The organism is Rhizobium tibeticum (genome assembly GCF_900110205.1).
Taxonomy (GTDB): Bacteria; Pseudomonadota; Alphaproteobacteria; order Rhizobiales; family Rhizobiaceae; genus Rhizobium; species Rhizobium tibeticum.
The window spans coordinates 161,074-174,448 of record NZ_FOCV01000010.1 but is presented as its reverse complement, the minus strand read 5'-3'; the positions used below and the strand labels follow the sequence as shown (position 1 = coordinate 174,448).

The following is a 13,375-nucleotide window of genomic DNA, read 5'->3' as shown; positions in this document are numbered from 1 at the left end:
TTTTTGTTTCATGCAGGAATGCGCTCGTGGTTCCCGTCACCGGCAAACTTGCAGTTGGTTCCCATGAGGTACCTGTGCTTGCGTCGAGTTTGTCAGCATCGCTTGGCGTCCAGAATGTAGTTTACCGACTGCTGCGCCTCGACGACGTCCTTGTCAGCATGCGAGACAACGCTATCGCGGGCAAGGTCGGCGGCCGACGCCATGCTTCTCCGATTTTCGCATCTTGCTGAGTAGGGCGGGCGAACTCGCCGGTGTGTTCCTGACTCGTCGTGTCAGGTGGAGAACTCGCCGCACTATCTAGGCGAACCATGTGATAGCCATTCCAAGAACAGACGCGGCCATTGCGGCAGTCGACCCCCATCTAAGCAACCGCAGCCAACCGGTGATTTTGAACTCACCCAGGATGCCTTCATTTGCAGTCATCATCATCGTCACCGTCATGATCGGCACCGCTACCACCCCGTTGATTACCGCGCTCCAGTAGAGCGCCTCGATGGGATCGATTGGTGTGAACCCCATTCCCAGGATAAAAGCCAGGATCAACGTTGAGTAGAATGCCTTTGCATGGTTCGGCCTCCTGGAGAGCCCGACCGCCATTTGAAAGCCTCGCCGATGGCATAGGCCGCGGCACGAGCGAGGACTGGTACCGCGATGAGACCCGTTCCCAATATGCCAGTAGAAAACACAATGAATGCGAAATCGCCAGCGATTGGACGTAAGGCGTCCGCTGCCTGCGCCGAAGATTCGATATTCGTAATGCCTGCCCTGTCACGCGTCGCGGCCGTCGTCACGATGATGGCCATCACCGGTGCCGGCATCGGGATAGGTCTCGAAACCGTAACATTGGTGGCATCTACTACTTCGGAAAATCGAAGGGAACTCGTGCATCCATAGCGGCTGCGAGAAAGGCGAATTGGGCTTCTTCTTCAGTAACGGCGCCGGTTGCAGCCCCTCCACATGCTTCCATCGCCAAGATGAAGGGCAGCCCGCTATTGACGGGCCAATCGGAGAATAAGAGGTCGAGTGCGTCCTCTGCCGAAGCGATAATGTAGACCGCCTGGTTGCGTTCGACCAATACGACCAGCCATCCTATTGCTGACACAGATATAGTTCCGTCATGCTAGACATTAGGCCGCGACTAGACCGTACGACGGCCCTGCCGCCGAAACCGTCGGAATGGGACGGAGTTCCCGTTTGCTTCTTAAATGAGTACAAAGACCAGTCCACGCATGTCGCCGTTCGTCATGCTATGCAAGGATTCGTTGGGCTCCCGAGGGCGTGGCTTCAGCGGCTTGCGCTCGCTGCCGCGGCGCTGTCCTAAAACGCGCCCGCCGCATCTCTAGTCCGAGCGATCTCGAAGTTGAATCTCCAACCGACGGGACCGGATATGACAGTCTCCTTCCAGCGCGTTGAGCGCATGGTCACTCCAGGCCCCGGCTGCCTAACGCTTCGGCCAGAACCCTTGGGAATCTCGACGTCCAACGCGGTCCTGTCACAGATCCAGCGAGCCGGTCTCTGCTCGATTAAACCGCCGTATCAAGAATACTGCTTCCGGCCCCGGGTCGCCCCCGCCTTCGCAGGTAGTAGCGAGCGGTTTCGCCAGTGGTTCCATACCATGCAAGTGCGATTGGACGGCGCGTGCCCGAACGGAACAGGTCGGTCTTCGTGATGAAGAAATCGCGACCGAACTCACTGCCTCTTGAGAACTTTAGGAGCACCCAAATTCAGGAGGTCGCAATGAAAAGCATTGCTGTAGCCTTAATAGGCCTGGTCTGGAAAGGCTAGACGTAGCGATCCTCCCACGCTTGCTGACTGCACGGAAAAGGAACGAACTGATGGACCACCAAAACAGAAAGATATGGATCGCCAAGCGAGCCTACGCGCTTTGGGAAGAGAGCGGCTGTGAACGGTCGCGCCATCGAGCACTGGGCCCAAGCCGTTCGGGAACGCGACGAATTGGAACGCACGCAGGCTTCGATAGACGGGCGAGAGGTTCTGGTGCGGTTCAGACCGAAGGCACCGGCGGGAACCTCCCCCCGAAATATCGAGCCCCGGGGCTGTCGCTGCAAGGCGCTAAAAAAATACGTCGAAGCTCCGGGTTGGCGCTCGATTTCCATGGATTGATCGCACAAGGCAGTTCCGCGGGCGCGACTACGGTTGGCACTCCCCCGGGCGGTAACTCAGGTGACCCGCGGACGTGTCAGGCTAACAACCGACGCAGCCTGACTCCCAAGGGGGCGACTTTGGCAATTGCATCGCTGGAACAAGATCTTATGGGAACCGTTCATTGGTAAGTTGCGGGAGGTCTTAGATGCCTAGATACTATTTCCAGATAATTGACTCGCGAACTGCAGAGCCCCTCGAAGTAAGCTGCGAGTTTGTCGACGTCGATACAGCGAAGGCAGAAGCGCGGCAAGCTCTCGCCGAGAGCGCTGCAGACGGCCTACCGGAAGCTCCGCTCAATATGATGTCAGTTGAACTATTCGATGAGAATCGCAGACCCATCACGGAAATCCGGTTGATCCTGGAGGAGATCCGCAAGAACTGATCGTGAGGTCCTGGCTGTGCGAGCACGGCGGCGTAGAAAGTCACGAATGTCGTCGCGTCTCCGCTAGGAAACAGAGCTAGCACAACAAAGGTCGTTTTCCCGCCCACAGCAATTCACTTCGAATGGGCAACCGATGTCCGCTCGGATCGGCAAATTTAGGACTGGTCTGGCACAAAATGGCGTTTCAACCGAAGCGCCTACGCAATCGTCATCCACCCGTGACCGGGATCTGAACACCATGCGACTGAAGGCGCTTCGTCGAGAAGGAAGCTGCCGATCTTGCGGCTCCGGAGGTTGAGCCGATAGAAGAAGTTCTCTCGAAAAGAAGTCGTGAGCGGTACTAGCTCGCCTTCTTTCCCTTCATCTCCGCCTGCAACGACTTCTTCAGGGCGTCCATGATGTTCACGACATTGTTCGGCGCGGGCGCCTCCTTACCCTTTGCCGATTTCTTCGCAGGCTTCAACGCCTTCTTCTTCTGAGCGATGATCTTCAGCAGGCTCTTCTGGATGGGATCGCTCGCCATATCCGGCGACCATTTCTCCGTCTTCTGCCTGATTAATTGCTGCACCAACGGGACGAGTTCGGGATCCGCCTTTTCGTCGACGTCCTCGAAGTAGGATTCCTCCGGACGAACCTCATCTCCGAACCGTAACGTCCAGAGGACGATGCCTTCCCCTCGCGGCTCCAGGACAACGGCACGCTCTCGTCGCCCGATAACCAGCGTCGAGACTCCGACAACCTTGTCGGAGGCCATCGCATCCCGAATGACGGCGAAGGCTTCCTCTCCGACCGGGTCGTCCGGCATGAGATAATGCGGCTTCTCCAGGTAAACCCACTCGATGGAGTCCGCTGGAACGAACTTGTGGATGTCGATCGTCTTGACGGTGTCGAGTGCGACGGCGTCAAGATCGTCCTCCGTCAGGATGACGTAGTCGTTCTCACCGCGGGAATAGCCCTTCGCCTCGTTATCGTCCTTGACCGGCTTGCCGGTGACGGAATCGACATACTGGGATAGGACGCGATTGCCTGTCGCACGGTTGAGGGTGTGGAAACGGACCTTCTCGCTCTCGCTCGTGGCCGGCGTCATGGCGACGGGGCAGGTGACCAGTGAGAGCTTCAGGTAGCCTTTCCAATAGGGACGGAGTGCCATGGCCTATCTCCTCAACTTGCTTTGCGGTGGGGAGCGGCGGCCGTCCTATCCTTCGATGACGACGCCCGTCGGGCCTTCTCGCGGGTGCTTCCTGGATTCGCAGTGGCGGCCGTGCGCATCGGCTTGTCCGCGGCCTTGAGCATGCCTGCGCTTTCACGAAGAGCTGCGAGCAGGTCATTGGGCTTGGAGACCTTGATCTCCTTCCGTTTCGGCAACGCCTTGCCCTCGATCTTCGCCTTCACGAGTTCGGCAAGCGCAGCCTCATAACGATCGTCGAATGTGGCCGGGTCGAACTCACCCTTCTTAGTGGCGATGATGTGCTTGGCGAGATCGAGCATCTCGCCCGTGATCTTCATCTTCGGCATCTCTTCGAAGGCCTTCGCGGATGAGCGGACCTCATAGTCGTAATTCAAGGTGGTCGCGATCAGACCTTTGCCGTGAGGGCGAATGAGAACGCTGCGGACGCGACGGAAAAGGACGGTCCGAGCGATGGCGACGACGTTCGATTTCTTCATGCCGTCGCGAAGGGCTGCGAAGGCGTCGCCGCCCATCTTGTCCGGCGCCAGGTAGTAGGGCTTGTCGAAGTAGATATCGTCCACATCGGGGCAGGGGATGAATGCTTCGATCTCAAGGGTCTTGTTGCTCTCCGGAATCGTCGCGGCGACCTCTTCCGGGTCGATGATGATATACTGACCGTTCTCGACCTCGAATCCCTTGGTTTGTTCTTCGCGTGGTACCGGTTTTTCGGTTTCGCTGTCGATGAAGATACGGTTCACCCGGTTGCCCGTCGCCTTGTTGATGGTGTTGAAGGTGATCCGATCCGAGGTGCTGGCGGCGGTGTACAAGGCGACGCCGCACGCGACCTCGCCGAATTTGATGAACCCCTTCCACTGGGCGCGATGTGCCGCCATGACGCTGTACTCCCGAATCCATGAGTCGCGACTCAATCGTTCGGGAGGTGATTCGTTCCGCCTCGACGCGAATCATTCTCAATGACTTTCTACCCACTGTGATATCAGCTCATGAACTCGCTGCCTTGCGTGCCAGATCACGTTCACGAGGCTGAGGCAAACACCGCTGCATATACATCAGGACGATGACACGGAACCATTTCGACATCGGCTGGTCCGAAACCGGAAAGCCTTTCTGTGCTGGTTCCACGGGGCGACGGAAATGCGTCTGAAGTTCGAGAAGCCCTCCGCGGGAACCAACTGCAGAAGCGAGAGTTTGAGGGGACAGGAGGCATGACATGGCAAAGAACAAAGTCCCGAAGAAAATAGCTGGCTACAAGGTGCCAAGAGCGATCCGGAAATCCACCGTGATCAAAACGCTTCTGGCTAGCGAGATCGGCAGAGGCATACTGGCGAACGCGTTGACTGCCGCCGCGGGCGCGGCTGCGACGGTGCTCGTTGCTGAACGCGGAGAGATTGCGGACGCCACAGGCAAGGGCGCCCGCAAGGGGAAACGCGCCCTGAACATCGCAGGCGCCGCGATGGGTGAAGCCGCCCACGCCGCGATGGACGTCGTGAGGAGCGCCGCCCATGACGCCCTGCCGAAGAAATTGCGGAAAGACGTCGAGGACCGCCCTCGACGGGGCGCGGTTCATTAGAGGCCGCGCCCTCTCTCGGAGAAGAACCGACCGCGAGCTATCTCGAGCGCTACGCCGTCGATCGGCTGGCGCGCAACGGCATGGAAAGAGCCGCGGTCGCGGGGTTGGCCAGGATCACGGCGCGCCTGATAAAGAAGCACCCCCTAGTTGCCGCCGAGCTGTTCCTTTCCGGCGCCGGCCGCGCTGGCGAGGTCGCATGGCAGGAGCTCGCGAAACAATTCAAAGGCCGGAGCCGCCGATTCAAAGGCCGGAGCCGCCGAAAGAAAAAAGTCTCGCACCCAGTTCCGCTCATTCCTTTGCAGCGAGAACCTTGAGCGACGCGCTCTATTCACCGATTGGGCGGCCATCGATCGCGCCTGACCGCGACCCTAGGAATCATCAGCGGGGCTGATCGTCGAGGGTGGGCGGATGTCTGTCACCGAGTTGGATTTGCGATCGCCGTCGAACTGTTCGGAGGCGGTTCGCTTCGGTGACCTCGGCAGCTTCTTCTGCAGCGGCCTCAGTGGCTCTTCAGCCCGCCTCCAAATGATCTTCATGAAAGCCGTCAGGACGGCCCTCCGCTTCCCAGATCATATATGCACGCTCGCGCTTCCGCTGTTCGTTGTCGTCCATGGTGAGCCTCCTTGCTGGCGAATGAAAACTCCGCTTGTTCGCCGAGGTTCCTCACGCGCTGCAAACTCCCGTTCCAGCAAAACGAGCGCGTCGTTCGCGATCTGCCGGATTGCCCGCAGCGGATGATCACGACGAACACGATCCTCCAGATCGACATAACAGTAGAGTTGATGGAGTGGATGCCCCCTCCCGACGGCATCGCAATGTGCCAGAGTGATGTTCGCCAGAACGTCACTTAGAGGAGAGAGCATCCATGAAGGAAGTTAGCATTGTCGGCCTGGACCTTGCAAAGCGGGTGTTTCAGGTTCATGCCGCCGGAAGCGATGGAAGTGTGGTCTTGCGCGCAGGAAACTGTCTCGCGGCCAAGTCGTCACCTTCTTTACGGAACTGCCCAAATGCACGGTCGCGATAGAGGCCTGTGCCACAGCGCATTACTGGGCGCGTGAGATCGGCAAACTTGGCCACGATGTTCGCTTGATCCCGCCGGCTTACGTTAAGCCCTTTGTCAAACGGCAGAAGAATGATGCGGCCGACGCAGAAGCGATCGTTGAAGCGGCGACCCGGCCGTCGATGCGGTTTGTCGTTCCGAAGACTGAACCCCAGCAGGCCTGCTCCATGCTCTTCCGCACGCGGGACCTCTTTGTCCGTCAGCGAACACAGCTTATCAATGCCCTTAGAGCACATCTGGCCGAGCATGGTGTCATTGCACCTCAAGGCATCGCGAATCTGGCCTTGCTGGCGGAGATTATTGAAGACCACGACACGGGCCTTGAGCTTATCGTTGTAGAGACCGCTCGACTGTATCTGGACCAGATAGACGCGCTCTCCTCTCGGATCGCATCGCTGGAAAAGGCGCTCAGATCGGCAGCGAAGCGTTCGCAGAGCACCGCCCGCCTCATGTCCATGCCCGGCATGGGACCGATTACCGCAATGGCAGTCGAGGCTTTTGCGCCCACCATGGTGACCTTCCGAAGGGGGCGAGATTTTGCGGCCTGGCTCGGCTTGGTGCCAAAACAGCATTCGAGCGGAGGGAAGCAGGTTCTCGGCCGAACATCGAAGATGGGACAACGCGACATCCGCCGGCTTCTTATCATCGGCGCGATGACGTCATTCGATGGGCATGCCGGAAAGCCCCACCCGAGAACTCGTGGCTGGCACGGATGCTGGCGCGCAAACCTCGCATGCTCGTCGCGATCGCGCTCGCCAACAAAATGGCTCGATCCATCTGGGCAATGATGACCAAGAACGAAGATTACAAGGATTCCGTTCTGCCTACAGCGTAGCAAGTGCTGAGCTAGGGTCAGGACGGATCGTCGGCGTGTGAGGAGGTCAGCGAACGGTAAGGACGAAAATCGGTGAGAGTGGGTCTGGTAATGCATCCGGGTCAATGAGCTACGAGCTCGTAGAGTTGATTTTGCACCACGTCCGCGTAGCTCCATACCGGCCAGCGGTCGTACTCGAGCCGCACAACAGGCCTGATACATGACCGCACCCGATCACACGTTCAAAATCGTTCGAAGAACTGCTTGCATGAACGGTGCGTTTTCGCTCCGGCCTTTTTTGTCGACTGCTCGACCGACCTTGGAACTTGCTTTGAACACAATGGCGGATCAGGCTGCCTCGTCGAGTTTGCCAGTCGAGCTTCGCTTCGCGCCCATTGGCGTCAGGCAGACCTTTTCTCTCAAAATCGATCACATCTGCCGGGCCCACGTCCGGCAGCGATCACTCGTGCAACGAAAAGGAACCTAGAATGAGCAAAACCGATGCCGCTGCGATTCAGCGCAGGTCCGAACGCCAGGTCGCAAATACGAGCGGCGGGGGGCACCTAGGGGGAACCAACTTTGGGCAAGCTCCCGATGCCAAGACCGCAGGGGGTGCCGGCGGCAAATCCCGCCCCAGCGGCGGCCGGAAGTAGTTTTCGGTTAGAAAAGCAACCGCCGCCAGAAGCGGCGGGCACAACCGAAATCCAGTCTATCTGGAGATCGGTGGAAGGCTCCGGCGCGTTTGAGCGGATCAGTGCGTGGCGAGCCCTGCGGCTGGCTGGTCGATGATGGTTATTTTGCTCTCGATTAGTACATCTCGGGCCGGATAAACGCAGGTGGCGGCGGGGCGCTGTTCGATCACCAATTCATGGCCCACCACAAAAGCACGCTGGCCACGACCAGCACTGTCAGCACGTAGGTAAGTCGCGATGTCATGACATCTCCACGGGTTGATCGGTCGAGAATGCAACCTTTGATGGAGGGAGTCAAGCGCTGGAGGTCCCGAAGCAGCGTCGGGTTGCGTGAGGCGCAAGCCAGCTGTTTGTGAAGTGATCGCCTAAGCACTTTCGGTCATACAGCGCTCCAAATCAACTCAATGTCTGGCGATGTACCTACCTGGTGTTGGTGTTTGCAGGTGCCGGGACCGCGCGAACGGGTGTCGCAATATAGATAACGTACCGCTCGGCGGCGTCCGCCAGTGCCAGGGCTGCCTCACCCTCGCGCCACCCTGCGGCTACGGCGCTTATCATTATGGCCCGCGCAACAGCATCAAAAGCATGAGAGCATTCCTCCTGCCGGCGCGTGTCATCAACTTGGTACCTTGGTGTGGGGACAGTTTTCATGAGGGGCCCGTGAAGTGAACTAGCAAACGCCCCGCGACATCGACGGGGCTTTTCATCTGTCGAGCCAATCTATGAGGGCGACACCCGCAGACCTTGGATGGAAGCGCGGGTCCGCGAGAAGCTTTCTAAAGGTTCTTTTGACAATGAAGTGCCAAAATGCCGATCCAATTCCTGCGACAGCGCGCGAGAGGAAGCGCCCCCTTCTTGGAAGCGTCTGATGAGTAGTTTGGCTGCGACGTTGTAACGTTTGGGATCGGCGAGACTGCTGGCAGCATCGTACCCGGCGGTGTCCAAGATGATTTGTAGCATTGCAACATCCGCTGATGTAACGATTGATAGGGGGTGGGAAGACATCCTGTCCTCCTTCAATTGGGGCGAGGGTATAGTGGCCCCCAACCAGTAGCGCCCTGAAGTTAAACTACTGAAGGTTGGACGATGTACCCTAATTGTGGGGAAGGCAAGCCTTAGTTTAGCTTCGTCTTAAAATGGCCCGTCGGATCGTGGTGGCCCGACCGGACGATCGCGGGCACGGCGTGGTGCGCGCGCGGCCGGGACTTGCGTCAAAATCCATCCATCTGCCATTGGTTCCCACCGCCAAGGGGCGGGCGCTCGTTCTTGCCGACCCAAGCCCTGGGGAGGGCAAGGTCCAAGCAGTGGCAGCTGTCGCGATCGCGAAAGGAAAAGCTCCAGCGATCGCGATCGAAGCTCGAGCCCGAAGCAAAGCACGCCGCGACGGGCCGGACGCGGTCAATGCCGCAGCCCCGTGCCCAATGATTTAGGCATCGCACTGCCTCACTTTGCAGGCACGACGAGCGTCGCACCTTTCTTGACGATGTAGGTCGCCAGTTCAGACGCCTTGCCACCGCCAACATTTTTCGCTGAGTGCGCGACGCCCGACGGAATAAACAGGGATTGGCCAGCCGTGAGGGTCACAGGCGGCCTGCCTTCGAGCTGGTATTCAAGCGTTCCCTTAAGAACATAGGCGAGTTCTTCGCCGGGATGGGAGTGCTTGGGCGCAAGAACGCCTGGCGCGAAATCGACGCGCACCTGGACAGCCTCGTGGCCGGCCACATCGATGTCGTTCTTCAGCAGGTCAGTGCGGTGCAGCGGCTGTTCTGCCCGTGCGGACGAGAATGCCATTGTGTTTGCCAGCAACAACATGGCGAGCGTCATGATCCTGGTGGTCTTCATCTCTCGTCCTTTCATCGAGGGGTTTGATGCCGGGCCTTTCAAGGCCGCAACCGCATTTTTTCGCATGGTTGAATGCCGGATGTGTCCGCCGGGATAGCTTCTTGTAACGCATTGTGTCTGCCGCAATGACGGCCAACATCGTGCTGGCGCATGCATGCCGGCCACAACGACCTGAACCGAGTGCGACGCTCGTCGACAAAGAAGCACGGCCCGGTGGTGCGAAAGTCCCTCGGGTTTAGAGCGTCCTTGCCGATCGTGTGCGCTGTGGATAGCGGTGAAACTTGAACCGACGGTTTTATGCCCTGGCGGGTGGTTGTGGCTGCTGACTTCGCAAGATTTCGCAGATTGCACAAACCTTCGAGCCGCGACATCAACGACGCGGCGCTCGTCCGAAATTACGGCCTTGCGGCGCCGGTCGGTTTTCCTTCGTGTATCGCGAGTGGTTTCATACATGGCTCGCGAAGAACACACAGCGATTGGACCGTCGTCGACAAGCGCTTCGCTCCGGAACACTGCGCAGCCACACCGTCGCCACGGATGCTTAACTTGGCAGCGGCTTGCCAGCCTGCTCGTTTACGATGTACTCGGCATACCAACTTGGCCAGTTCGCGTCGCGCTCGCCGAGCCGTAGCTCATGCTCTCCGTGGGCCGCCTCGGCACGGCGAAGTGCGCTCTCAAGCTCGGTCAGGGAGGTGAATGTCGTATCGTCGTCGGCCACGCGTCCAGGCAGGCGCGCTGTCACCTCTTGGAGCAACCAACCGTTGCCATCCGGATCACTGAACGAGGCATAGGAGCGATAGCTGCTGCGTTCAGGATCCCGTCCGCGAACCCTTCGCCTGCCAAACAGATAGGGTTCATCAGGGCCGGCATAGGCGTCGCCGGCGTGGTGGAACGCCTCGCTGACCTCCACGCCGCGAGCGAGCAGATCGCGACGCGCAGCTTCGATGTCCGAAACAATAAGGTATAGCCCTTGTGCCGAGCCGGGGGCCGCCGCCGTCACGTGCCTGCCGAAGATGACCGAGGCGCCGGAGCCTGGGGGCGTGAACTGGATGACGCGGTAGTCGTCACTGCCAGCGAAGTCGGCATCGAGCCTCCAACCCAGGTTGCCGTAAAATTGTTTGGCACGATCGACGTCCGACACCGGGATGACGATGACTTCGAGCTTCATCTCGAGGGGCCGCTCGTTGTTGGTCTTGATTGCAGTGGTCATCACAATTCTCCTTCGACTTGCGCTTGGATGAGGTCGTGGAGGGCAGGGGACGCATCTGGCCCGCCGTTGACGCAATAAACTTCGCTCCCAGTGCTATGGTCTATAGCAGCCATGTGCTCGATGCCGTGGATCACCTCAAGCAAGCCTAAACGACAAAGAAAACAACATGCTCGACGCAAAGACTGCACTCATCACGGGGAAACTTCGGTCATTGACATGCGACGAGAATGCACTTGCACGAAAATGGCGCACGGGTGGTCGTACCTGCGGCTCGTAAGCGGGACGCTTCCGGTGGCGCGCCGCCACACATCGTGTAGCGGGGCGATGTTATCATAAATCTCGGGTCACCGTGCCCACAGATCATCGGATCGGGGATTGGTATTTTCGCATACCGAAGGCGATAGGCGCGCAAAGGGGGAACGCACTGGCAGTTTGGACGACAGGGCTGCGGTTCGAGGACGTCAAAGCCAGGAAGCGGATATTTTTCAGAGATCGCCCGTGCGGGTTTAACCTGATCGCAGCGCCTAAGCGATCATTGCAGCCGTGCAATCGATCGCAGGTAATCTGCGCTTGCCGTGGGAAAACCGAAGAACTCCAAATAGGCCGGTATTTGCTCGAACAACATGTCTGTACCGACCTGGAATGCGCATCCACGCGCGCGCGCTGCCGCCAGAAACGGCGTGATTTCTTCCTTCATGACGACCTCGCCTACAAAGGTGGAAGGTGAGAGGCGCGAAACGTCGAGGGGCAATGGATCGTTCTTACGCATTCCGAGGGGAGTCGCGTTGACGACGATGTCGAACCCAGCAGGATCTGTTGAACCGATGCTCACCTCGGTCATTGGATAGTATGTCTTCAGCCGGCCGCTCAGCCCTGCAGAGGTGGCCGCGTTGTCATCGTGGAGCACAATCCGGCGCGCGCCGGCACCTGCCATTGAAGCGGCGATCGCAGAGCCGACACCGCCTGCACCGACGATCAGCACTTGGGCGCCCTCCACCCGTTTCCCTTTGCGCAATAGGCCGCGGACAAAGCCTTCACCATCGAACATATCGCCGATCAGCCTGCCGGCCGGCCCGAGCCTGACGGCGTTGCATGAGCCAGCGACCTTGGCGTTCGTCGATACGTCATCGAGCAGTCGCATCGTCGTCACCTTGTGTGGCATGGTGACGAGAGCGCCATGAATGTTCGAAAGCCTGAAGACGAGCTTGAGGAACGAGGGATAGTCCTCAGGCTTGCAACCCATCGGTACGACGACGGCATCGATGTCACTTTTTTCGAAATAAGGATTGTAGATCAGCGGAGCTTTGAATGACTCCGTCGGATAGCCGAGGTGAGCGATAAGCCTTGTGGTGCCAGTAATCATATCAATGACCTTGTCGCCTATCGGTTTTACCCGGATGGATCGTCTTGCCTGAACGCGCCGACGCCTTGATCGCTTCGACGACGCGCAGCGTGGCAAGACCTTCCGTGCCGCTGACAAGAGGCTCAGCTTGGCGACGGATCACGTCGCAGAAATGGTGAAGTTGAGCCCTCAGTGGGTCGGTCGGTGTGAATGCTACGCGTTCTGAAATAAGCGCTTCCAGCCAATTGGGCTTCGACGCATTGGTCCAAAGCGCAAGTTGGGGGATGGCCAGCGAACCGCCGGTCCCACCGATCTGGTAGCAGAATTGATCCAGTCGCGGAAACGCCGGGTTCTCTCCCGCCGTCATTTCCCAGCTCCAGGGGGAGGCGACCGCGTCGGATGCGTTCAAGGTTCCAAGGATGCCATTTGCGAACCGAAGCAGGATAACGGTGGTGTCCTCGACAGGGTGCTTGCGGGTCGAATTCGACTCCATCGCATGGACGGCCTCCACCTCGCCGAAAAGATGGCGGAAGAGATCGACGTCGTGGATCAGGTTGATGAAGGTCGGTCCGGCGCCTGCCTGTCGGCGCCAGGCGACATCGAAGTAGTCGTCGGGTTTGGCAACCCAGAATGTCCCCTGGACAGTCAAAAGCTTGCCCAGCCGACCGCTGTCTAGGATGCGCTTTGTCTCCTGTATGATGGGATTATAGCGGCGATGGTGGCCGACCAGAATGGGAACGTTCGCCTGCAAGCCGGCATCGACGAGGTCGGCGCCAGCTTCGGCATTGTCCGCGATCGGCTTCTCGACCAAGACCGGAATGCCAGCCGCGATGGCCTCGAGGGCGTTAGCGACATGAAGCTGGTTCGGGGTGGCAACAATCACCCCATCCGGGCGCTCGCTTGCGGCAGCCTCGGCAAGGGTCGGGAACCATCGCGCGCCCGTGCTTTTCGCAAAGTCGCGCCCGGCATCTGACGGGTCTACGACGGCGCAAAGTGTGGCGCGCGGCTCGGTCAAAACGCCTTCGATGTGGCGCCTGCCTATGAGGCCCGCGCCCATCACCGCGATCTTCAAGGGGGGCGTCTGCGATTGTGCTGACATCGGATTCCC

11 protein-coding genes and 3 pseudogenes are annotated in these 13,375 nt (G+C 59.0%); 4 read left to right on the top strand and 10 right to left on the bottom strand.

The features are described from left to right. Positions 1–297: 297 nt before the first annotated feature. Both BSG20_RS13495 and BSG20_RS13490 read right to left on the bottom strand, forming a co-directional pair. Positions 298–803, bottom strand: a pseudogene (locus BSG20_RS13495) (divalent metal cation transporter). Between the two features lie 53 nt (positions 804–856). Next, positions 857–1,102 carry a DUF982 domain-containing protein gene (locus BSG20_RS13490; RefSeq protein WP_072375972.1) on the bottom strand — a complete coding sequence of 82 codons (246 nt, stop codon included), beginning with the start codon at positions 1,100–1,102 and terminating at the stop codon, positions 857–859. 733 nt (positions 1,103–1,835) lie between these two features. On the opposite strand from BSG20_RS13490, the pseudogene BSG20_RS37370 reads away from it, so the two are divergent. Further along, positions 1,836–2,124: pseudogene (locus tag BSG20_RS37370) on the top strand (DUF2934 domain-containing protein). A gap of 187 nt (positions 2,125–2,311) precedes the next feature. Continuing rightward, a complete protein-coding gene (locus BSG20_RS13480) occupies positions 2,312–2,548 on the top strand; it encodes a DUF6894 family protein (protein ID WP_072375970.1) in 237 nt (78 codons plus the stop codon). A gap of 340 nt (positions 2,549–2,888) precedes the next feature. Here the strand turns inward: BSG20_RS13480 and ku (BSG20_RS13475) are convergent, their stop codons facing one another. Continuing rightward, a complete protein-coding gene (ku, locus tag BSG20_RS13475; RefSeq protein ID WP_072375968.1) occupies positions 2,889–3,698 on the bottom strand; it encodes a non-homologous end joining protein Ku in 810 nt (269 codons plus the stop codon). Between the two features lie 11 nt (positions 3,699–3,709). Further along, the gene (gene ku / locus BSG20_RS13470; RefSeq protein WP_072375966.1) at positions 3,710–4,609 is read right to left on the bottom strand and encodes a non-homologous end joining protein Ku; all 900 of its coding nucleotides are present in this window, start codon (positions 4,607–4,609) and stop codon (positions 3,710–3,712) included. Between the two features lie 338 nt (positions 4,610–4,947). Here ku (BSG20_RS13470) and BSG20_RS13465 point away from each other — a divergent pair, with 338 nt between their 5' ends. After that, positions 4,948–5,307 (top strand): hypothetical protein, encoded by a 360-nt coding sequence (locus BSG20_RS13465; RefSeq protein WP_072375964.1) that lies wholly within the window; start codon positions 4,948–4,950, stop codon positions 5,305–5,307. A gap of 510 nt (positions 5,308–5,817) precedes the next feature. Here the strand turns inward: BSG20_RS13465 and BSG20_RS35585 are convergent. Next, positions 5,818–5,919 (bottom strand): DUF2934 domain-containing protein, encoded by a 102-nt coding sequence (locus BSG20_RS35585; RefSeq protein ID WP_072375962.1) that lies wholly within the window; start codon positions 5,917–5,919, stop codon positions 5,818–5,820. 253 nt (positions 5,920–6,172) lie between these two features. On the opposite strand from BSG20_RS35585, the pseudogene BSG20_RS13450 reads away from it, so the two are divergent. Continuing rightward, positions 6,173–7,202 (top strand): annotated as a pseudogene (locus BSG20_RS13450) (IS110 family RNA-guided transposase). Positions 7,203–8,593: 1,391 nt separating this feature from the next. Here BSG20_RS13450 and BSG20_RS13435 read toward each other — a convergent pair. The 5 genes from BSG20_RS13435 to BSG20_RS13410 all read right to left on the bottom strand — a co-directional run bounded on the left by BSG20_RS13435 (position 8,594) and on the right by BSG20_RS13410 (position 13,366). Beyond that, the gene (locus BSG20_RS13435) at positions 8,594–8,833 is read right to left on the bottom strand and encodes a hypothetical protein (protein ID WP_244541329.1); all 240 of its coding nucleotides are present in this window, start codon (positions 8,831–8,833) and stop codon (positions 8,594–8,596) included. Positions 8,834–9,316: 483 nt separating this feature from the next. Next, on the bottom strand, positions 9,317–9,697 hold the full coding sequence (locus BSG20_RS13425) for a cupin domain-containing protein (RefSeq protein WP_420884119.1): 381 nt from the start codon (positions 9,695–9,697) through the stop codon (positions 9,317–9,319). 559 nt (positions 9,698–10,256) lie between these two features. Next, positions 10,257–10,925, bottom strand: coding sequence for a VOC family protein (locus tag BSG20_RS13420; protein ID WP_072375947.1), 669 nt, complete (start codon positions 10,923–10,925; stop codon positions 10,257–10,259). Positions 10,926–11,457: 532 nt separating this feature from the next. Further along, positions 11,458–12,288 (bottom strand): shikimate dehydrogenase family protein, encoded by an 831-nt coding sequence (locus tag BSG20_RS13415; protein WP_072375945.1) that lies wholly within the window; start codon positions 12,286–12,288, stop codon positions 11,458–11,460. Position 12,289: 1 nt separating this feature from the next. Beyond that, positions 12,290–13,366, bottom strand: coding sequence for a Gfo/Idh/MocA family protein (locus BSG20_RS13410; protein ID WP_072375943.1), 1,077 nt, complete (start codon positions 13,364–13,366; stop codon positions 12,290–12,292). Positions 13,367–13,375 lie beyond the last annotated feature (9 nt).